This is a genomic window from Lentisalinibacter sediminis, assembly GCF_040706615.1.
Lineage (GTDB): Bacteria > Pseudomonadota > Gammaproteobacteria > Steroidobacterales > Woeseiaceae > Lentisalinibacter > Lentisalinibacter sediminis.
The window spans coordinates 337423-356289 of record NZ_JAPDRF010000005.1; the positions used below are offsets into that span (position 1 = coordinate 337423).

At 64.2% G+C, this 18867-nt stretch carries 23 protein-coding genes; 13 read left to right on the forward strand and 10 right to left on the reverse strand.

Translation table 11 applies throughout. The features are described 5' to 3' along the window. Positions 1 to 7: 7 nt before the first annotated feature. Positions 8 to 445, reverse strand: coding sequence for a helix-turn-helix domain-containing protein (locus tag ACJMKX_RS17980; protein WP_452233334.1), 438 nt, complete (start codon positions 443 to 445; stop codon positions 8 to 10). A gap of 372 nt (positions 446 to 817) precedes the next feature. Then, the gene (locus tag ACJMKX_RS11985; protein ID WP_405225498.1) at positions 818 to 3052 is read right to left on the reverse strand and encodes a tetratricopeptide repeat protein; all 2235 of its coding nucleotides are present in this window, start codon (positions 3050 to 3052) and stop codon (positions 818 to 820) included. Positions 3053 to 3231: 179 nt separating this feature from the next. Here ACJMKX_RS11985 and ACJMKX_RS11990 point away from each other — a divergent pair, with 179 nt between their 5' ends. Next, complete coding sequence (locus ACJMKX_RS11990) at positions 3232 to 4017, forward strand: type 1 glutamine amidotransferase domain-containing protein (protein ID WP_405225501.1); 786 nt, start codon at positions 3232 to 3234, stop codon at positions 4015 to 4017. A gap of 217 nt (positions 4018 to 4234) precedes the next feature. On the opposite strand, the gene ACJMKX_RS11995 is transcribed toward ACJMKX_RS11990, so the two are convergent. Continuing rightward, complete coding sequence (locus ACJMKX_RS11995; protein ID WP_405225503.1) at positions 4235 to 4933, reverse strand: hypothetical protein; 699 nt, start codon at positions 4931 to 4933, stop codon at positions 4235 to 4237. 315 nt (positions 4934 to 5248) lie between these two features. Here ACJMKX_RS11995 and ACJMKX_RS12000 point away from each other — a divergent pair, with 315 nt between their 5' ends. Continuing rightward, a complete protein-coding gene (locus ACJMKX_RS12000) occupies positions 5249 to 5371 on the forward strand; it encodes a hypothetical protein (RefSeq protein WP_405225506.1) in 123 nt (40 codons plus the stop codon). Positions 5372 to 5389: 18 nt separating this feature from the next. Here ACJMKX_RS12000 and ACJMKX_RS12005 read toward each other — a convergent pair whose 3' ends face one another. Next, positions 5390 to 7237 carry a sigma 54-interacting transcriptional regulator gene (locus tag ACJMKX_RS12005; RefSeq protein ID WP_405225508.1) on the reverse strand — a complete coding sequence of 616 codons (1848 nt, stop codon included), beginning with the start codon at positions 7235 to 7237 and terminating at the stop codon, positions 5390 to 5392. 182 nt (positions 7238 to 7419) lie between these two features. Between ACJMKX_RS12005 and ACJMKX_RS12010 the strand changes: the two genes are divergently transcribed. The 3 genes from ACJMKX_RS12010 to ACJMKX_RS12020 are packed head-to-tail and all read left to right on the forward strand — an operon-like array spanning position 7420 to position 9160. Then, entirely contained in the window at positions 7420 to 7842 is a 423-nt protein-coding gene (locus tag ACJMKX_RS12010) for a nuclear transport factor 2 family protein (RefSeq protein ID WP_405225511.1), read from the forward strand. 32 nt (positions 7843 to 7874) lie between these two features. Continuing rightward, positions 7875 to 8630, forward strand: coding sequence for a cysteine hydrolase (locus ACJMKX_RS12015; RefSeq protein ID WP_405225514.1), 756 nt, complete (start codon positions 7875 to 7877; stop codon positions 8628 to 8630). Between the two features lie 44 nt (positions 8631 to 8674). Continuing rightward, positions 8675 to 9160, forward strand: coding sequence for a YHS domain-containing (seleno)protein (locus ACJMKX_RS12020; RefSeq protein WP_405225517.1), 486 nt, complete (start codon positions 8675 to 8677; stop codon positions 9158 to 9160). Between the two features lie 54 nt (positions 9161 to 9214). On the opposite strand, the gene ACJMKX_RS12025 is transcribed toward ACJMKX_RS12020, so the two are convergent. Further along, positions 9215 to 10285 carry a PepSY-associated TM helix domain-containing protein gene (locus ACJMKX_RS12025; RefSeq protein WP_405225520.1) on the reverse strand — a complete coding sequence of 357 codons (1071 nt, stop codon included), beginning with the start codon at positions 10283 to 10285 and terminating at the stop codon, positions 9215 to 9217. A 60-nt stretch (positions 10286 to 10345) separates the two neighbouring features. After that, positions 10346 to 12376, reverse strand: a complete 2031-nt coding sequence (locus ACJMKX_RS12030; RefSeq protein ID WP_405225522.1) for a TonB-dependent receptor — start codon at positions 12374 to 12376, stop codon at positions 10346 to 10348. Positions 12377 to 12816: 440 nt separating this feature from the next. On the opposite strand from ACJMKX_RS12030, the gene ACJMKX_RS12035 reads away from it, so the two are divergent. From ACJMKX_RS12035 to ACJMKX_RS12050, 4 genes are all read left to right on the forward strand, one after another. Continuing rightward, complete coding sequence (locus ACJMKX_RS12035) at positions 12817 to 13116, forward strand: putative quinol monooxygenase (protein ID WP_405225525.1); 300 nt, start codon at positions 12817 to 12819, stop codon at positions 13114 to 13116. A gap of 367 nt (positions 13117 to 13483) precedes the next feature. Further along, on the forward strand, positions 13484 to 14167 hold the full coding sequence (gene gph / locus ACJMKX_RS12040; RefSeq protein WP_405226638.1) for a phosphoglycolate phosphatase: 684 nt from the start codon (positions 13484 to 13486) through the stop codon (positions 14165 to 14167). Between the two features lie 46 nt (positions 14168 to 14213). Further along, a complete protein-coding gene (locus ACJMKX_RS12045; protein WP_405225528.1) occupies positions 14214 to 14603 on the forward strand; it encodes an MAPEG family protein in 390 nt (129 codons plus the stop codon). 16 nt (positions 14604 to 14619) lie between these two features. Continuing rightward, positions 14620 to 14913 carry a hypothetical protein gene (locus ACJMKX_RS12050; protein ID WP_405225531.1) on the forward strand — a complete coding sequence of 98 codons (294 nt, stop codon included), beginning with the start codon at positions 14620 to 14622 and terminating at the stop codon, positions 14911 to 14913. Positions 14914 to 14925: 12 nt separating this feature from the next. Here ACJMKX_RS12050 and ACJMKX_RS12055 read toward each other — a convergent pair whose 3' ends face one another. From ACJMKX_RS12055 to ACJMKX_RS12070, 4 genes are all read right to left on the reverse strand, one after another. After that, positions 14926 to 15495 (reverse strand): NnrU family protein, encoded by a 570-nt coding sequence (locus tag ACJMKX_RS12055; protein WP_405225534.1) that lies wholly within the window; start codon positions 15493 to 15495, stop codon positions 14926 to 14928. Positions 15496 to 15589: 94 nt separating this feature from the next. Beyond that, positions 15590 to 15781: a YgaP family membrane protein gene (locus ACJMKX_RS12060; RefSeq protein ID WP_405225537.1), complete on the reverse strand. Its 192-nt coding sequence runs from the start codon at positions 15779 to 15781 to the stop codon at positions 15590 to 15592. A gap of 129 nt (positions 15782 to 15910) precedes the next feature. After that, the gene (locus tag ACJMKX_RS12065; protein ID WP_405225540.1) at positions 15911 to 16591 is read right to left on the reverse strand and encodes a Crp/Fnr family transcriptional regulator; all 681 of its coding nucleotides are present in this window, start codon (positions 16589 to 16591) and stop codon (positions 15911 to 15913) included. Positions 16592 to 16627: 36 nt separating this feature from the next. After that, positions 16628 to 16960, reverse strand: coding sequence for a hypothetical protein (locus ACJMKX_RS12070; protein WP_405225543.1), 333 nt, complete (start codon positions 16958 to 16960; stop codon positions 16628 to 16630). Between the two features lie 142 nt (positions 16961 to 17102). On the opposite strand from ACJMKX_RS12070, the gene ACJMKX_RS12075 reads away from it, so the two are divergent. The 4 genes from ACJMKX_RS12075 (at position 17103) to ACJMKX_RS12090 (ending at position 18770) form a co-directional block, all read left to right on the forward strand. After that, complete coding sequence (locus ACJMKX_RS12075; protein ID WP_405225546.1) at positions 17103 to 17681, forward strand: gamma-glutamylcyclotransferase family protein; 579 nt, start codon at positions 17103 to 17105, stop codon at positions 17679 to 17681. A 2-nt stretch (positions 17682 to 17683) separates the two neighbouring features. Next, positions 17684 to 18004: a heavy metal-binding domain-containing protein gene (locus tag ACJMKX_RS12080; protein ID WP_405225549.1), complete on the forward strand. Its 321-nt coding sequence runs from the start codon at positions 17684 to 17686 to the stop codon at positions 18002 to 18004. 206 nt (positions 18005 to 18210) lie between these two features. After that, a complete protein-coding gene (locus ACJMKX_RS12085; protein ID WP_405225552.1) occupies positions 18211 to 18474 on the forward strand; it encodes an RNA recognition motif domain-containing protein in 264 nt (87 codons plus the stop codon). A 23-nt stretch (positions 18475 to 18497) separates the two neighbouring features. Further along, positions 18498 to 18770 (forward strand): MliC family protein, encoded by a 273-nt coding sequence (locus tag ACJMKX_RS12090; RefSeq protein WP_405226641.1) that lies wholly within the window; start codon positions 18498 to 18500, stop codon positions 18768 to 18770. Positions 18771 to 18867: the final 97 nt, after the last annotated feature.

Genomic DNA, 18867 nt, shown 5'->3' on the forward strand with positions numbered 1-18867 from the left:
GTTCGCGCTACGGCGCCCCCGGTTTCTCGATCCCCAGCTGTTTCATCCGGTACTTCAGCGTCGACGGATTGAGCCCCAGCAGGTCGGCCGCGCCGTCCTCGCCCCAGACATGCCAGTCCGCGGCACGCTCGATGACATTCTTCAGCTCCCGGATGTTGCCCGGCCAGCCGTAGCGCTCCAACAGCCCGAGCTGCTTGCGGGTAAGCTTCAGGTTGTGGCGTCCAAGTTCCTCGCCGATCACCTTCAGGAAGTGTGCGGCCAGCGGCGCAAGAGGCGGGCATCCCCTACGTTGAGGTGTCCCAGACCCTGCAGCGGCTCCTCGTAACAGGGCCTGGCCTGTCGTGGCTCGCCGATGATGGCGTACATCCGGGGAAGCACCTCGCTCTTCTGAATGCAGTTGCGGTTTACCGAGCCCTCCACGAAACGTTACGGGAACCCGTCCCAGTGACCGTTACGGCTCCGATCTACGGCACCACGAGTGGCCTGACTGAAGAACTGAGGTCGGCTAAGGCTCCGCCGCCCCTGCCGGATACGCCGACCTGGATAAGTTACTCGATACCTTGAAACGCCTGTTGGCGTACGTCAGCAATGAAACCAGCAGCGACGATGTCCGCAGCGATTAGGCTGATGCGCGACGCTGACGCGATAGCCGGTCAGCCCGGCTACGCCTCCGCTGTCCGGCCGAACCACCGAAATCCTGGCCGCAGGAACCGCGATCTCATTAGACGGGATGACACAGACCGAACCGGCCACCATCACCATCGGTAATGTGTCCCGCCCGGGGCCATTCCCTTACCTTCAGACAACCATGCAGTGGTTACTGCCGGCCGTTGCGGCGGGTCAAGTCCCGTAGAGACTTCAGATCGTCCGTTGCGATCGCGTCCTCGAGCCGTGCTTTCATCAGCGTGTTAGCGGCAGCGATACCCGCCGTCACGTCACGAAACTCCGGCGTATCTCGAATCGAAACGAGGTAGGGGTCTTCCGCGAGCGACCAGTTGTCGAAATTCCTCACGCCGCGAAAACCCTCCTCGAATGCCCGTTGTAGCCGCGCCAGTGCTTGTGATTGCTTGCCCTGCAACGCGAGCACCTGCACATCTCGAATGCCATGCCCGGATGCGCCCATCCGAGGCCCGGACTCGAACTGGACCAGCAGATCGTCGAGGAGCGCAGCGGCGCGTGCGCTTCCGGGTTCGTCGCGCTGCAGCAGGAACGCGTACTTGAGAGCGTTGTGCGCGTTGAGCTCATCAACTTTGAATCGCGGCTCCGTCAACGTCGGCGTCAGCCGCAGACAGTAATCCAACGACGTCTCGTAATCCCCCATGACGGCCGCCGCATCCGAAATCGCGTCGATCACGACGTTCTGTATAGGGCTGGCGCCGGCGCTCACAATGGCCTTCCAACGTTCCATCGCTTCTACGAGATCGCCGGTGAAAAACGCCTGGTAGGCCAGCGCAGCCGGCTTCAACGGGTGCCGCTCGGGTATGGCATCGAGCATGGCGGCCGCCCGCCGGTTCTCACCGAACTGGAGCAGTACGGTGATACGCGTCTGGCCGCTCAGCGGATCGGTGCTGAGCCGGTGTGCCGCCTCCGCCCAGGCATAGCCTTCGTCCAAACGGCCGAGCCCGATCAGGTGTCGGGCGATGTTGCCGTAAGCCACAGGCCATTCGGGGTTGATGCGCGTGGCTTCCAGCCACTGTCCAAGCGCCTCGTCATTGCGGCCGAGCTGCGCATAAACGCCGGCCAGATTCGAACGCGGAATGCGTGCGAGCGGATCCAGTTCGAGCGACTTGCGAAACAGATCGATGGCAGCGTCGTATTCGAGTTTCGCGCTTTTCAGACTCGCGTACCAGGAATAGGCCTCCGCGTGATTGCCACTGATCTCGATGGCACGGGTGAACGCGGCCTCGGCCGGCGCGTAATCCGGATCGACGCTGGTTTGCTGCGCACGGTGCATCTCAAGCAAGCCGAGCGATGCCCAGGCATCCACATTGGTGTCGTCCAGTTCAAGCGACTTGTCCAGCGCCGCCTGCGCCTGGGCGAACGCTTCGTCGCGCGGAATCGCACTGTGGTTGATGAGCAGTAGCATGACGCTGTCGGCGAGACCGGAGTAGGCTTGCGCGTATTGGGGATCCAGGTCGATCGCCTTGAGGAACTGCTGCCGCGCAAGTTGCAATGTCTCGAGACGCCGCTCGTACACGTTGTTGCGGCCGGCAATGTAGAGGCGGTAAGCCTCGAGGTTCTCTGTAGGAACGGTTACCAGTCGGTCCTGCTCTGCCGGCGTCAATTGCTTCCTGAGTGCGCCGGTGATTGCTCTGGAGATTTCGCTCTGGATCCGGAAGATATTCTTCGCCGTGAGTTCCCGGTCGTAGGCTTTCGCCCAGATATGTTCGTCGGTCCGTGCATCGATGAGCTGCACGTTGATGCGCACGTTGTTGCCGGCGCGCTGCACCGAACCTTCCAGGACGTTGGCGACGCCCAGCTCGTTGCCAATCTCGCGGAGGTTTTTGGTCGTGTCGCGGTACTTCAGTACCGAGGTGCGAGAAATGACTTTCAGTGCACGCACGTTGGCCAGGCTCGTCAGCAGGTCGTCATGGATGCCGTCGGTAAACAACGCGTTCTCAGGATCGGTGCTGCGGCTCGTGAACGGCAGCACGGCGATGGATCCCTGGCGGGTAACGTCATCGGCCGGGGCATCGCCCTGGCGCACGCCGGTGACGTTGAGCGTGATCGAGATCGCCAGTGCGACGGCGAGCAGACCGATGATGCCGTAGTTGAGCCTGCGCCCCGTCTGCCCGGTGACCGATGTGGACCGATCAATGTCTTTATCCCGCTTGACGCCCTCAGGGGTGACTTCGTAAATCCAGGCGACGACCAGCGACACGACGAAGCCGGCGGCCACGATCAGCACGTAGACGCGGAAAAACCACTCCGGCGCCCCGAAGGTGGGCAGCAGAACGGAACCTGCCTCGATCAGGATCCAGCTAACCAGCGCATAGGCAGCGGCGACCTTGAGGACATTACGGCGTTGGAGTTCGGCGACAAATGATGGCATGCCAGCGAGTATGGCCGATCGTCGCCGTGCGATCTATCTGCCCAATCGCACGACCGCCTAAATTCGCCGCAACTGGTCAGCGTCAGGCGATGACACCCGGGAGTGGTCCGGGACGCAATTGCTGCGCGGGAATCGCCACATAAATATACTTGGGCAGCGGAAAGTGGAATCCATTGAACGTGAAGCACTTGATCAAGAAATCGTATGCCTTGGCGCTGACTTTTTGTTTAGTTGCATCAGCATTCGCCCCGGCTCCCACATTCGCTGCAGCGAAAGGCAAGGTTCTCTTTGTTGCTTCAAACGTGCTCGACATGGGCGACCCCGAGCAGCACGATGCGCGCAACAACCTGTGGGAATATGCACCTCCCTACCATATCTTCGTAATGCACGGTTACGAGGTCGATTTCGTCTCGCCTCAGGGAGGCCCCGTCGAGTTCATGATGGACCCCCTGGGCATCAGCAGCTATTCCATCAAGTACGAGAACTTTTTAGGCAAGGCTGGAAACACGCTGAAACCCGGTCAGATTGATGCTGCCCAGTATCAAGCCGTGTATGTCGGCGGTGGCTACGGCACCTTGTTCGACGTTGCATCCGACGAAGAACTGATGAACCTCATCGGTGGCATATACGAAAACGGCGGCGTCGTGGGTGGCTGCGGCCATGGTCCGGGCGGCTTTGCCAACGCCAGGCTAAAAGACGGTAGCTATCTGGTGAACGGCAAGCGTGTTGCCGGGTTCCCGAACTCGACGGAGCGTTCCAAGTCATGGGCGAAGCAAGGCAGCCTGTTGCCGTTTCTCGTCGAGGACCAACTGCGCAAGAATGGGGCAGGCGCCCAGAATAAAGAAACGCTGGCGGATAAACACACGGTCGTTGTCGATCAACGCATTGTTTCAAGTATGTTCCTGCCATCAGCTGCACTGGTGGCCGAGGAGATGGTGCGGTTGCTCGAGGGGAACGATCCGTAAGCTACCCTGAGCGGGGTAAGTTACTCTCTCGACACCCTGTAACGCCTGATAGCTGGCACCAGTCCAAAAGAACCGTGGCTCGCGTGATGTATGCGTAATGCAGTAGTCCCGAGCGCTCACTCGGCTTCCTGCAATTGCCGGTCCGTCCAGCTGAATGCGCGGTCGGGAGTAAGCCTTCTGTACGAGCGTCCTCCCGACCGCTTTTCAGTCGCGATTCCTAATTGCCCCAGCTCTTGATCCGGCTATACATGCTCACCGTCGTGATCTTGCGGATGTCGCCAACCTTGCCGACGAATTTCGCGTAGGCATCGCCTGCCAACAGCTTGTCCAGGTAATTGTTTAGCTTGGCGATATCGGGCGCCGTGATCAGCACCACGTGACTGTAGCCCGTGGCTCCCGCACGCGCTTCCATGAGGCGAACCGAGCCCGGATGACCCGCCTCTTTGATCATGGTTCCGAAAGCCTCGGCATAGCGGCGGGGGTCGGAGACGGACATCACGTAGGCAGCCACGGCTCCATGTTCACGCCAGTTACCGCCCTCACGCATACGCTCTATGTAGAGCGTCTCGCCGGTGAGATCCGCGATGTCGTTCACGGCAAGCAGATAGCGCGGCCAGGCATCAGTCGCCAGCCGTGTGCTCGTCATTTTCTGATAGGCATCGTGGCTCTGATGGTCGGTGACGATCAGATGGGTAGTGGGATTCGAGCCATTGAATTCAGTAGCCCAGAGAGAGACTTTCGCCGCTTTCAATTCGTCGGTCGCAAGCAAGCGGTCCAGTGCGGCGACGAATGCAGGCGGATTTCCCACCTCGAAGCCATAGACGGCCTCCACCGGCGCGGCCGAGCCGAGCGAACTCGCGCCGAGCAGTGCCATGGAAGTCGCGGTCAGTAACGATTTTCGTATCCAGGTTTTCATTGTTGTTCTCCCTTCATTTATCCCGCCGATGGCGGATAGCCCGACAGATTGTCGAACTATCTGACATAAGACCACGCCCGTTGTGTTGCCGCAACATACGGATGCGCTCCCGCCCACTACGCGGATCTGCTGGCACCGCTGCCGGAGGGCGCCATCGCATCTTCGAGGCTTCGCCCGCCCTCCGACATTCTTCGTGTCTTCACGAAGTCCCGCAGGAAGCTGCAAACCGAACTCGAGCGCGGCATACGCGAGATACGCCAGGACGGAGCCCTGTGGGTTTCCTGGCCAAAGAAGGCATCCGGTGTGGAGACGGACGTGATCGAGGACGTTGTCCGCGAACTCGCCCTGCCGATGGGGCTGGTGGATGTGAAGGTCTGTGCGGTCGACGAGGCGCGGTCCGGGCTGAAGCTGGTAATCAGGAAAGCGCTACGAAAGTGAGTGCACGCGAAGTTCGCGCTACGCCGCCCCCGGCTTCTCGATCCCCAGCTGCTTCATCCGGTACTTCAGCGTCGACGGATTGAGCCCCAGCAGATCCGCCGCCCCGTCCTCGCCCCAGACCCGCCAGTCCGCCGCGCGCAGCGCCGCGGTGATATTGGCTTTCTCCATCAGCCGGAACTCCGCCTCGGTGACGAAGTCGGTGTCATTCGACGTCGATACCGCCGCCGGCGGAACCTTTGCCGTCTCGGGCAACGCGACATCGATCCGCACCCGCTTCCCCTTCGATGAGATCGCCGCCCGCTCGATGACGTTCTTCAACTCCCGGATATTGCCGGGCCAGTCGTGGCGCTCCAGTAACCCGAGCTGTTCCCGGCTGAGCTTCAGGTTATGACGGCCGAGTTCCTCGCCGATCACCTTCAGGAAGTGTGCGGCCAGCGGCGCGATGTCGTCCACGCGCTCGCGCAGCGGCGGCACGTCGATGGGGAAGACGCTGAGCCGGTAGTAGAGGTCTTCCCGGAAGCGTCCCGCTTTCACCTCTTGCAGCAGCTCGCGGTTGGTGGCGGCGACCACACGCACGTCCACCTTCTTCGTCTGGTCGTCGCCTACGCGCTCGAATTCGTTCTCCTGCAGCGCCCGAAGAAGCTTGCCCTGCTGCGACAGCGGGATCTCTCCGACCTCATCGAGGAACAGGGTGCCGCCGTCGGCGAGCTGCAGGCGCCCTACCCGGTCCCGGTGCGCGCCGGTGAACGAGCCCTTCACGTGACCGAAGAACTCGCTCTCGAAGAGATCCTTGGGTATGGAGGCACAGTTCACCTTGACCAGTGGTTTGCCGGCACGGCCACTGTGGGCGTGGATGGCGCGGGCGATCATCTCCTTGCCCACGCCGGACTCGCCTAGGATGAGCACGTTCGCGGGCGTCGGCGCCACGGCCTCGAGCTGGGCGAGGGTGCGCTTCAGCGCCTCGCTCTGGCCGATGATCTCGCCGTAGTGGAAGGAGACGTTGACCTCGTCGCGCAGGTAGTCGCGTTCCTGCTCGAGCTGCTCCTTCAGCCGCTTGATCTCCTCGAAGGCCTCCCGTCGTTGTGCCTCCAGCGCCTTCCTCTCGGAGATGTCGCGGAAGATGACCACGGCGCCGGCCGGCTTGCCGTCCTTCACGATGGGCGTGCTGGTGTACTCCACCGGCACGGCGGAGCCGTCGGAGTGCCAGAAGACCTCGTCCTCCACATGGTGCACCTGCCCGTCCTTCAGCGCCGCGTAGATGGGGCATTCCTCGCGGGGGTAGTTACGGCCGTCCGGGTAAGTGTGGTGATGTATCTCGTGGGAGCGTTCGCCGAGTATGCGCTTCGTATCCCAGCCCACGATGCGTTCGGCCGCGGCGTTGCCAAAGGTGAGCCGGCCTTCCGCGTCCAGGCCGTACACGCCCTCGCCCGCGGACTCCAGGATGAGGGAATGGTGCGCCTCCATCTCGCTGAACTTCTGCCGTAGCTGCAGCTCGTCGGTCAGGTTCTGCGTGAGCGCGAGCACGTGGCTCACCTCACCGTCCTCCGTTACAGGCACCAGCGAGCTGGTGTACTGGGCGCCGGCGTCGTCGGCGTAGCGCAACTGCACCACCTCACCCTGCAGCGCCCTGGCCACCTCCGCCTCGACCCGGTCCCGGTCGTCCTCCGCGGTGAGGCCGGCGAAAGCCGTGCCGATGACGTCGTCAGGGTCATTCGCGCCCGCCCATTTCACGCCGACCCGGTTCGCGCCCCGAATCCGGCCCTCGCCATCGAGCTCGACGACGGCGTGGGGTGAATGATCGAAGAGCGCCTGATAGCGCTCTGCCAGCACCGGGCCGGATGATTCCCGGCTGGAACGGGTCGCCATCGGATTCCGCCTCTCTCCACCGCAAGGATTTACGGATTGAACCATCAAATCCTGCGTTCCGCAAATTCCTGCGGTCACTCCGAATCGCTAACTCTATGTTTTCCCGGGAATTCGCGAGTTGGCACGGACGCTGCAATGAGAAAGCCAGGAATCGACATCGTCAGTTTTACAGGAGACACAGCATGACCCGCCCACCGACACCGCCCTTCACCCGGGAGACGGCCCTCGCGAAGGTCCAGGCCGCCGAAGACGCCTGGAACACCCGCGACCCGAAGCTCGTGGCGCAGGCCTACACCCCGGACTCCGAGTGGCGGAACCGGGACGAGTTCTTCGCCGGCCGCGCGGCCATCGAGGCGTTCCTCACCCGCAAGTGGTCGCTGGAGCTGCACTACCGGCTGATGAAAGAGCTCTGGTGCTACACGGACAACCGCATCTCCGTGCGCTTCGAGTACGAGTGGCAGCACGCCGGCACCGGCCAGTGGTACCGCAGCCACGGCAACGAGCACTGGGAATTCGACGCCGCCGGCTACATGCGCCGGCGCGACATGAGCGCCAACGACGTCCCGATTCTCCCCGAACACCGACGCATCGGTGTGCAGCACTGACCCCCGCAACCCCGACAGAAGGAAACCAACCCATGAACCTGATGACCCGCACCCTGACCGCACTCGTGGCCTACCTCCTGGCCACGCTGGCCCTCTCCGCCACCGCGCACGCCCAGCTGCCGGACCCCGGCATGGACATCGTGCCCGGCGCCACCGCGCTGGTGATCACCGATCCGCAGAACGACTTCCTGAGCCCGGACGGGGTCACCTGGGGCGTCGTCGGCAAGAACGTGAAGGAGAACGGCACCGTCGAGAACATCGACCGGCTGTTCGCCACCGCGAAGGCGGTGGACATGCCCGTCTTCATCTCGCCGCACTACTACTACCCCCACGACCACCGCTGGCAGTTCGAGGGCGCGCTCGAGGCGCTCATGCATTCCATCGGCATGTTCGACCGCGAGGACGCATTGTCGCTGGTCCGCTTCGAAGGCTCGGGCGCCGACTGGCTGGCGCAGTACAAGAAGTACATCGAAGACGGCGAGACCGTAGTCACCAGCCCGCACAAGGTCTACGGCCCGGAGACCAACGACCTGGTGCTGCAGCTGCGCAAGGCGGGCATCCGCAAGGTCATCCTCGGCGGCATGTCCGCCAACCTCTGCACCGAGTCCCACATGCGCGAGCTGATCGAGCAGGGCTTCGAAGTGCTGGTGGTCCCCGACGCCACCGCCGCCGCGCAGCTGCCCGGCTGGGACGGCTACGCCGCCGCCCTCACCAACTTTCGCATGATCGCGAACCACATTGCCCCGACCGGTGAGACCGTGAAGGCCATCGAGGCCGCCTACCGGTAGGGACAAGACCGCCGACCTGTAATCAATCCATAAGGAGTACGACAATGTTTATCAATCTGAAATCTGCTGCCATCGTTACCGCTGCCGCCCTGATGCTCACCACCTCTGCCTGGGCCGCCGACGAGTACAATGTCTCGACCGGCGTCACCACCGCCGGTGTGCCCCTGGGCCTGCACGGCATCGACACGGTCGCACTGAGTACGCTCAATGCCCCGGCCGAAGGCGACGCCGCCCACATCGTCACCCACGACGGCGTGGCCTACTACTTCGCCTCCGAGGCCTCCGCCGAGCGGTTCAAGACGAACCCCGAGGGCTACCTGCCCCAGTACGGCGGCTTCTGCGCCTTCGCGGTGGCGAAGGGCAAGAAGTTCGACGGGGACCCGATGTTCGCGGACATCGTCGACGGCAAGCTCTATCTGTTCGTCAACGACGCCGTCTTCCAGCTGTATCTCGCGGACAAGGAGAACATCCTCAGGAAAGCCGAGGAGACCTGGCCGAAGATCCGCAGCACGGCTGTGGGCGACCTGTAATCCGAGCTGCCCCCTGGCGCGGTCGGGAGCCGATGCTCCCGACCGCATTTTTCGTTAGCGGGAGATAACCGCACGCCCTGGCTTCCTGGCGGATGGCCGCCGCGCACGGTTCCTCCGCTTGAGCCATAGCCAGACTCCGCTGATCACTCCGAACGTCAGCGTCAGGCCACATATCAGCACGATCCATTTCCCCGCTGTTCCCGCGATGTAGCCCTCGTGCAACGCGACCCCGAGTTCGCCCTTGAGCCGGGCCCAAAGGGACCCGTCGCGCCCGTCGGACCGGCGCAGAAGTCCTTCGCCGGCCGCACCGATCAGAAGTGTGGAGTCACCGCTGGCCGGGGAGGAGACATCGAACAGGTACCAGGGGCTTCGCTCGCTCGGGAAGCGGATCTGCCACACGGCGGCATCCGGCGCTTCGCGGCCGAGTATCGCCATGGCCTGCGGCAGCGATTCATTGACGGGCGGCGCCACTGTCAGCGCGACGTCGGGGGGAGGCGGCGCAGCATCGAAACGCCCGAGGATAAGCGTCACACCCGTGAGCGAAATGATCACCATCGGCAGCAGCAGGTAGAGTCCGAGGACGTTGTGCAGATCCACCATGGTGCTCCAGGCTCCCGCCTTCCAGCGGATACCGAACGCCAACTTCGGGCGCCGCAGCTTCGGCCACCAGAGGACAATGCCGACCAGGCTGGTGATGATCAGGATCACGCCGGACGCCAGGACCGTAAACGTACCGAACAACGGCACCAGAAGATGCACGTGCAGATCACGGAGGAAGTTCCAGAACGCTTCTCCGCCCCGCGCACGGATCAGCTCCCCCGTGTAGGGGTTAATGAAGACGTCCCGGTAGTGCTCGTCGGCGCCGACGAGCTGTGCCCGGAAAGGGTAGCCGCTCGTGCCCCGCTGACCGTAAAGGCCGGAAAGGGTGGAATCGGGGAATTCCCGCGTCAGCGAGGCGGCCATGGCGACCGGATCGACCCGCCCGTCCGCCGGTATTGCCAGATCGAACTCCTCCGGCGCCCAGTACTGCTGGAGCTCGTACTGAAAGGCGAGTAGCACGCCCGTAACCGCGACCGGCAGCAGCACCAGCGCGAAGGCGATCCCGGTCCATCGGTGCACCTGCATCCATCGGTTTCTGTTCACGATTCCGCCTCGGCCGGGCGTGGGCTCGTCGAGACCGGGCCGTCAGAACGAGGCCCGCGCCTCTACACCGATGACACGGGGCGCACCCACCTGGGCGAATCCGAAGCCGGCCGGCGCCCGGTTATCGTTGCGGTCGATACGGATGAAGTATTCCTCGTCGAGGATGTTCCTGCCGAACAGGGCGATGTCCCACTGCCGCCAGCGATAGCCGATTTTCGCGTTCATTACCGTATGCGAATCGAGCCGGTTCTCCGGCAGATTCAGCGAGCTGCTGTAGGCCTCACCGGAATGGCTGGCGTCTGCGGAACCGTAGAAGCCGCTCTCGTGCTCATAGTTGAAACCGAGCGCCCACTGGAAATCCGGTGCCCGGCCGAATTCGTTGCCAGCCAGATCGCCGGAAAAGAAATCCTCGTATTGCTCGAATTCCGTGTCGAGATAACCGAGTGCGCCGAACATCGCCAGTCGGGGAGACAGGGCTGCGGTGAAATCGATTTCCATACCGGAAACCGACGATTCGCCGGCGTTCTGTACCAGTCCGTCGAATTCGTTGTCCGGGTTGGTGACGAAGACCTGCTGATCCGTCCAGTCCATGAAGAACACATTGCCGTTGACGACAAGGCGATCGTCGAACCAGCTCGATCGCAGTGCGAGTTCGTAGTTGGTCGTGTATTCTGGGTCGTAGGTGTAGGCGTTATTGTCGCCGTCGATGGCCGCACCGCCTGCCCGGTATCCGCGCTGGATTACGAGGCTCCAGGTCATGCGGTCAGACATGTCCCACCGGATGCCCAGTTTCGGCAGGAACGCATCGAAGTCCGTATCGGTCTCGTTCGTGGAGAGTGATGCCGAGTCGATCGGGTTGGGCGATCCGGTCGGAACGAATGCGATGGCCGATGCGCCCACGTCGTCGTAGGTTTCCTCGTCGTAGCGGGCTCCGAAGAGTAGCGCCCACGCCGGGCTGATCTGGAACTCGCCGTCGAAGTAGACGGCGTAATTCTCCGACTCCTGCGCGACGTCCTGGAAGAAGAAGATGTCGGTGTCGGGTACCGGGAAGAACAGGTCCCGCGTGCGTGTACGCTCGCGGTTGAAGTAGTAGAGACCGGCAACGCCGCTCCAGCGGCCGCCGTCGAGGATCGCCCGGAGTTCGGTGGTCAGGATCTCTTCGTCATCCGTGGTCACGTCGAGCCCGGCGGCCGGGTCGAACTCGAAGCGCGGCCCGCCCAACTCGTTGGCTTCGCTCCAGGTGCTGATCCACTCGACGGTGATCTGGTCGGTGAACCGGTTGCGCAGGGTCAGCGCCCAGTTGTCGGTCTCTATGTCCAGCAGGGTATTGTTCGCCGCAAAACTCTTCCGCTCCAGGAAGTTCGGTCCGTCGATACCACCCGTGCCGAAGCCCGGCCCGGCGAGACCGGTCGATGAGGCGTAGGAAAGGAGGGCAGAGAAGGTGTCCAGCGCCTCCGGTTCCCAGAGGAGCTTCGCACGCAGGTTCTCGGTGTCGTCGGCGTTGTAATCGTCGATGCCGAGCACCGGGTTCTCGATGAAACCGTCGGTGCGGGCATCCTCATAGGCGATTCGGAACGCGAGTTCGTCCTCCAGAATGGGGCCGCCGACGGCCAGACCGATTCGCCTGGAGCCGTATTCGGCCGTCTGCAGGCGGGCTCTGGCATCCCACTCGAAGGTCGGATCCTGCGTGCGGACGATGATGGCCCCTGCGAGCGCGTTGCGACCCTGGATCGTCGACTGCGGGCCGCGATAGATCTCCACGGCGGCGAGGTCGAATATGGACTGCGGTCCTGCCTCCACCGCGAGATTGCTCTGGAATACACCGTCGATATATACGCTGGCCGTGTTACCACTCTCCGAGAAGTTTTCGCCGCGATAGAAGATGCCGCGGATGTTGAATTCCCCTTCGTCGCTCTCCGCGACATTCACGTTGGGCGTGAAGCGGTAGAGATCGGTGAGTTCCTGGAATGTCAGACTGTCGATCAGGTCGCCGGAATAGACTGCGACGCTGCTGTTTACATCCTTGAGCGCCTGCTCCCGCTTCTGACCTTTCACCACGATTTCCTCGATCACCGCACGGTCCTCGCCGCTCACTGATTGAGCTGATGCAGTGGACGGAACGGCTGACAGGGCTATCGCGAAAATGCAAAGAACGATCGCGGAATACTTGACGAACGAGGCGGCCGACATGCTCTTTCTCCGTATTATTCGTAATACGAATCATTCGCATGCCCGTATCAGTTGTCAACTGTGGTAAATACGGCCGGGTGGCCGAACTTCCGCAGCACCCTGTGTGTGACCTGCAGATCGAGGCGTCGCCCTGACATCGAGTGCTGCGGTGTGCCTGTTGCTGACCCTTGGTGACGTGGCCGACTGGCACCCGCTACAACTTCCTGCGACGGGCGGAGTTCGAGTCCGAGTACGGCACCCGGCGCGAAGACGAACTCTGACGCGTCCGCCGTTCTCCGGCCCGTTGCGCGTAGACTCGGCTCTCCGTATCAAGAGGACGCGCCATGCCGAAGATCGTAATCGCCGAGTTTCCCGCGAACCGGGACAAGGTCCCGGAGGTCGAAGCGACGTTAAAGGAGGCGTTGGTCGACACGCGCGCCTTCGACGGCTGCATCCGCATCGACACGTATTTCGAGGAGGCTACCGCCACCTTCCTCCTGATCGAGGAGTGGCAGTCGTTCGAGCACTACGACAGATACCTGCAGTGGCGGATGGAGACAGGTCTCGCCGACCTGCTCGATACGCTGCTCGAGGGCGGTTCGCAGAGCTTCCGCGTCAGGAAACTCGAGCCGCGGGAAGTCTGACACTCCCCGATGATCCCTCGTGGGGTCACCGGGGGTATCAGAACCGGCGATCAGACTCTGCGGTGGCGTATCCGCTTGCGCGGCTCTTCCTCAGAGCGGCGCCCGTTGCGCCCATTGCGACGATAGCGCCGGTGTGCGAGGTAGCAGGCGACTGCCATCGCGATCAGCAATCCTGCTAGCGCGATCCCGTCGAGTGTGAAATAGACGTCCGTGTAATCCATGGCTGTACGATACCTCAATGCTGCATTGCAGCAACTCAGGTATTATCCTCACTTGAATCCTCCGTGTCCATCCCCAAGGAAAAAGATTAATTCTTTGGAAACAAGCAATTAGCGACAGATCAGCGAACAAGGCGTATCCCCTGGCCATCGTCTGGGACCTCGACGGCACCCTCGTCGACAGCCTCTGCGACCTGGCGGCCGCGCTGAACGGCGTGCTCCGGCAGCACGGCCTGGCGCCGCGGACCGCAGATGCCGTCCGGGGGATGATCGGCGACGGGTTCGGCGAACTCCTGCGCCGGGGTTTCGCCGCGGCGGGCCGGCCGCTCGCGCAGGCCGAAGTGCCGCCGCTCCGGCGTGACTTCCTGGCCGTCTACGGCCGGTGCGCCACCCGGGAGACGCGGCCGATGCCCGGTGCGGCAGCGGTGCTGGCGGCCCTGTCGGCCGAGGGCTGGCGCCATGCCGTCTGCACCAACAAGCCGACCGCGATCGCCCGCGACATCCTCGACGCACTGGCACTGAGCGGTGACGTCGACACCGTCGTCGGCGGTGATGAGTCCCTGCCCCTGAAGCCGGATCCGGCCCCGGTACGCGCCTGCCTGGTGGCCCTGGACGTAGCCCCGGCGCGGGCGTTGATGGTGGGCGACTCGGCCAACGACGTGGCTGCCGGCCGGGCGGCCGGCGTCCCCGTGATCTTCGCCCGTTACGGCTATGGCCATGTGCCCGGCGGCGAAGCGGCCCCCGCCGGTCTTGCCGCCTCCGTTGACGCGCTGGACGAGATTCCCGCGATCGCACGCCGGCTCGTTGCCGCCGGCGGCCGTTCCCATCGGTGAGGCCGGGGCGTAGGATGGTCTCGTAGAAAAGAAAAAGGAGCACCCGATGCCGGTCGAACTGAAGGTCCTCGGCTATGCGGCCCTGCTGCAATTCGTCCAGTTCGTGTTGATGGCCGTCCCGGTCAACAAACAGCTGGGGCCCAGCTACACGGGCGGCAACCGGGACGAGCAGAAACAGCCCTGGGGCATGGCCGGGCGCCTGAAGCGCGCCCTCGACAACCACTTCGAGGGCCTGATCCTGTTCACCATCGCTGTGGTCGTGGTGGTGCTGGGCGAGGCGTCCACGCCGGCCACCGAGGCGGCCGCCTGGACGTATCTCGTGGCTCGCGTGGCCTACGTGCCGGCCTACGCGTCCGGCGTCTTCCTGATCCGCTCGCTCATCTGGTCGGTCGGCTTCGTCGCCACGCTGGTGATGCTGCTGGCCGCGCTGTTCTAGCCATGAAGTGTCAGCCATGAACCGCACGCTGCGACGAATCGACCCCTGGTCGGCGGCGAAGATCTCGGCCGCCACCGCCGCGGTCTTCATGTTTGTCTACGTGCTCATAGCTCTGCTGGTGATGACTTTCACAGAGATCCAGCTGGCTGCGCCGGATGGTGCGCTGGACGCGGCCTCCATCTGGCTGGTGCTTCTGATGCCGGTCGCCTACCTCTTCGTCATCTATTGGATGACGCTGCTCATCTGCCTGATCTTCAACACCGTGGCAGGCTGGCTGGGCGGCATCCGCATCGAGCTGAGCGACGACTGAAGGCGGCCGTTCTCAGCCGAAAGGCGCCACCCCGAACCAGGCCTCGTGCAGCCAGAGCGTGAAGATCACGTAGACGCCGAGTCCGGCGGCCACCACCAGCACGTCGTTGAGGCCCTTGGCCGGTGCCGCGGGCACCGGGCGCTCGACTCGCCGCTTGAAGGAGATGCGGTCGACCACCGCCCAGATCAGGAAGCTGCCGAACAGGATGACGTCCGCCAGCGTGCCGTTCACCAGCAGATGGGCCACCGCCCACAGCTTCACGGCCACCAGCTGCGGGTGTTTGGTGGCGGCCTTGATCTTGCCCGGGAAATAGGGCGCGAAGAACAGGATGAAGACGGGCAACAGCAGTAACGCCGCGAGATGCTTCATCCACACCGGCGGCACGTACAGTAGCGTCGGGTTCATGCGCGCGTCGGCATAGCCCTTGACGATGAGCACGATGCCGACGATGGAGACGATGCCGTAGAACGCCTTCCATCCCAGTTCGCTCTTGGCCGCCATCCGGTCGCGGAATCCTTCCGCCACAATGGAGGAGGAGTGGATGCCGAGGAAGAGTACGAGCCCCAGAATCAATAGCGCCATAGCCGGGTTCCCCTGTTCTGTGCGTTGTATGACAGGGCGCTAGTCTACCGGCTATGGCGCGCCGCGGCTAAATTACCGCCGCCGAATCCCGGTACTACTCGGTCTTGCAGGTCCTGATGCCGAACAGGGAGTAGGCCGGGCACCAGCCGATGAGGCCGGTGGCCAGCGGGACCAGCCCGATCCAGCCCCACGGGGTCTGTGGTCCGATGAATACCAGGCTGAGCAGTACCAGCCCCGCCGTCACGCGGACGCCCCGGTCGACGGTGCCTTCGTTACGGAATGCCATGACGAGCCTCCTTGAGGGGTTTGCGATGTCACGGGCACAGTGTGCTCCGCGCGGGCGTCGCGCTCAGTGACTTCGTCACAGAGGGCGGCAGAGGGGCGGCAGAGGACGGCGACTGGAGCGGCGCCGGGATCAGCCGCGGGGCTGCTCGTTCGCTATGGCACGGAGCCCGGCTTGATCGGAGAGCGTGACCACGCCGCGGCCGAGGGTGAGCAGCGCCGCACCTTCGAGGCGTTTCAGGTGGCGGGAGATCACCTCACGGGCCGTGCCGAGTTCCTCCGCAAGGCGCTGGTGGGTGATGCTCACCTCGCCGTCGCCGGGGTCGAGGGCCAGCAGGAGGGCGGCCAGCCGCGCCTCGACGGGCGTCAGCGCGACGGCCTCCATGCGCTCGATCACGCCGGCGAGGCGCCGCGAGAAGCTGTCCAGCACGAAACGGCGGAATGGCGCCGATTCCTCGAGGCCCCGGTCGAAGGTCGAACGCGCCATCGCCAGTGCCGTCACCGGCGTCTCGGTGTGCGCCTCGGCGGGGTAACGGCGGCTGCTCATCAGGCAGGAGGTGGTGAGCACGCAGGTGTCGCCGGGCTCCAGGCGATACAGGGTGACGGATCGGCCGGACAGCGCGTTCAGCGTGACCCGGACCGAGCCGTGCGTGATGATGAGGAAATGCCGGCACTCCGCGCCGGCATGGAACACGGTATCGCCCGCATCGAGGCGCAGAACGGCGGCGGCACCGAACAGCGTCTGTGCGTCACGGTCTCCGAGCCCGGCCAGACCCGGTACCCGCTGTAATGCCTCGGCAACGGTCGCTTGCATGGAACCCCGCCGCCGGGCCGGCCGGCGTCATGCGAGTCAGTGTGTGGCGTCTTCGACTGCCCGGATGCGCATCTCCGCCGCGGCGCCGGCCATGATCAGCCGCTGCACCAGCGACTTGTCGCAGCCGTGGCAGCCTCCGCGGCAATAGTCCGCCGGGAGGATGCCGGAATCAAGCACCTGACGCGCCACGTCTCCCTGCCAGCCCAGCAGCGGGCAGCCCCGCTCGTTGTCGTGGACCTCCAGGGCGGCAGCGCCGCCGGGCACGCGGGCGATGCTGAGACGGTAACGGGCCTCCCGGCCAGCCCCGGCGGTCGGCGCGGTGCCCCGGAGGTCCCGGGGAGCGGGTCGGTCAGCGGTGTCTGTCATCATGTCGTCCTCTCCCGGCATGTAAATGAGAATTATTCTCAATAACGAGTGTACTGACTGTAGCCCGGCCGCGCAAGCACTTGCCTGCACCTTGCCCGGCTGGCCGACTTGATGGGCCGAAGGGCGCCGGAGAGAATCGACGGCCATGGCTACCATCCGATATCTCGCCTACGGCTCGAATCTGCATCCCGAGCGCCTGCGGCGACGGACGCCCTCGGCGGTACTGCTGACCACCCGGGAGCTGACCGGCTGGCGGCTCAGCTTCGACAAGCGGGGCTTCGACGGTTCGGCCAAGGCCACGATTGCCGCGACGGACGACGGCAGGGACCTCGTCCATGCGGCCATCTTCGAGCTGTCTCTTAAGGAGAAACCGGCCCTGGACCGCATCGAGGGGCTGAACCGGGGCTATCATGCCCATGTGCTGTCACTGCCCGGCCTCGGCGAGGTACACACCTACAAGGCCGACACCGAGTTCCAGGACGGCTCGCTGGTGCCGTTCCGGTGGTACCGGGACCTGGTGCTGCACGGCGCCCGCTTCCACGGTTTCCCGCGGGCCTATGTCGACGACATCGCGGCGGTGCCCGTGATCGAGGACCCGGACGACGCCCGGCAGCGCGAGCACGACGACATCCTGGCGGCCATGCGCAGGGCCATGGCCGAGACTGCTGGCATGCCTGCGACTGACTGTCCCGTTACCCACCATCCCGCCACCGACAAGGAGTGACCATGATCGTGACCACCACCCCCACGCTGGAGGGGCAGAAGATCCGCGACTATCTGGGCGTCGTGACCGGTGAGGCGATCCTCGGCGCCAACCTCTTCCGCGACCTGTTCGCCGGGCTGCGCGACATCGTCGGCGGCCGTTCCGCCTCCTACGAGAAGGAGTTGCGCAAGGCGCGCGAGGTGGCCTTCGAGGAACTCGAGGCCGCCGCCCGCGAGAAGGGTGCCAACGCCGTCATCGGCGTGGACATCGACTACGAGGTGCTCGGCGAGTCCAACGGCATGCTGATGGTGAGCGTCAGCGGCACAGCGGTGCGCATCGCCTGACGGCCGCGGCCGTTACCGCACCGTAACAGGCGTTTTTCGCGCGTTTGAGTCGTCCCCCGGCGCCGGATACTATTGACCGCGGCGGGGCGGATCATCACTGACAGGCGGCCCCGCGCCCGGTACTCCCGGGGTCATCCGGCCGAGGTCCCACGCCGTTGATCCGGCCGATGCCAGCGTGTTGAAAACGGCGGTGTGTGGACGGATTGATGAACATCTATGTGGGTAACCTCCCTTACAGCATTACGGATGACGAACTGCGGGAGGCCTTCGCCGCCTTCGGCGACGTGAAGTCAGCCAAGGTCATCATGGACCGCGAGACGGGTCGCTCCAAGGGTTTCGGCTTCGTCGAGATGGACGATGCGAAAGAAGCCGAGGAAGCGATCCGGGTGATGAACGGTCAGGACCTGAATGGCCGGCCGGCGCGGGTCAGCGAGGCCCGGCCGCGCCAGGACCGCCCATTCCGCGGCTGAGCGCGAGCCTGCGTGCCGCCTGCCTGGCGGCTCTTGCGCTCGCCGGCACCGGCTGCGCCGGCGCACCCGTCGATACCCGGAGCTATGACTGCGAGCGGGGCGGGCTCCTGCGCGTGGAGATCGGCGATGATTTGGCGGGTGTGGAGTTCGACGGCCGCCGCTACACCCTGGCATCGGTGGAGACAGACGACGGCCGCCGCTGGCGCGACGGCGACGTCCTGCTCTGGATACGCGACGGCGAGGCATCCGTCACCGTCGGCGACCAGGTGGTGGCCTGGGGCTGCCGGCGGCGCTGATCGGCAGCGCGCAACGGGTAGCGACGGGCCGCACTGAGTAGCGGCGGGCGGCAAGGGGCTGCGACAGCACCTGCGCAGCGTCTTTACAAAGGCCGCC

Bases quoted from the DNA above. Each gene is read 5' to 3' on its own strand.
- ACJMKX_RS11985 (WP_405225498.1), bottom strand. From the start codon at position 3,052: ATGCCATCATTTGTCGCCGAACTCCAACGCCGTAATGTCCTCAAGGTC.
- ACJMKX_RS11995 (WP_405225503.1), bottom strand. From the start codon at position 4,933: ATGAAAACCTGGATACGAAAATCGTTACTGACCGCGACTTCCATGGCA.
- ACJMKX_RS12005 (WP_405225508.1), bottom strand. From the start codon at position 7,237: ATGGCGACCCGTTCCAGCCGGGAATCATCCGGCCCGGTGCTGGCAGAG.
- ACJMKX_RS12010 (WP_405225511.1), top strand. From the start codon at position 7,420: ATGACCCGCCCACCGACACCGCCCTTCACCCGGGAGACGGCCCTCGCG.
- ACJMKX_RS12015 (WP_405225514.1), top strand. From the start codon at position 7,875: ATGAACCTGATGACCCGCACCCTGACCGCACTCGTGGCCTACCTCCTG.
- ACJMKX_RS12020 (WP_405225517.1), top strand. From the start codon at position 8,675: ATGTTTATCAATCTGAAATCTGCTGCCATCGTTACCGCTGCCGCCCTG.
- ACJMKX_RS12025 (WP_405225520.1), bottom strand. From the start codon at position 10,285: ATGCAGGTGCACCGATGGACCGGGATCGCCTTCGCGCTGGTGCTGCTG.
- ACJMKX_RS12035 (WP_405225525.1), top strand. From the start codon at position 12,817: ATGCCGAAGATCGTAATCGCCGAGTTTCCCGCGAACCGGGACAAGGTC.
- ACJMKX_RS12045 (WP_405225528.1), top strand. From the start codon at position 14,214: ATGCCGGTCGAACTGAAGGTCCTCGGCTATGCGGCCCTGCTGCAATTC.
- ACJMKX_RS12050 (WP_405225531.1), top strand. From the start codon at position 14,620: ATGAACCGCACGCTGCGACGAATCGACCCCTGGTCGGCGGCGAAGATC.
- ACJMKX_RS12055 (WP_405225534.1), bottom strand. From the start codon at position 15,495: ATGGCGCTATTGATTCTGGGGCTCGTACTCTTCCTCGGCATCCACTCC.
- ACJMKX_RS12060 (WP_405225537.1), bottom strand. From the start codon at position 15,781: ATGGCATTCCGTAACGAAGGCACCGTCGACCGGGGCGTCCGCGTGACG.
- ACJMKX_RS12065 (WP_405225540.1), bottom strand. From the start codon at position 16,591: ATGCAAGCGACCGTTGCCGAGGCATTACAGCGGGTACCGGGTCTGGCC.
- ACJMKX_RS12070 (WP_405225543.1), bottom strand. From the start codon at position 16,960: ATGATGACAGACACCGCTGACCGACCCGCTCCCCGGGACCTCCGGGGC.
- ACJMKX_RS12075 (WP_405225546.1), top strand. From the start codon at position 17,103: ATGGCTACCATCCGATATCTCGCCTACGGCTCGAATCTGCATCCCGAG.
- ACJMKX_RS12080 (WP_405225549.1), top strand. From the start codon at position 17,684: ATGATCGTGACCACCACCCCCACGCTGGAGGGGCAGAAGATCCGCGAC.
- ACJMKX_RS12085 (WP_405225552.1), top strand. From the start codon at position 18,211: ATGAACATCTATGTGGGTAACCTCCCTTACAGCATTACGGATGACGAA.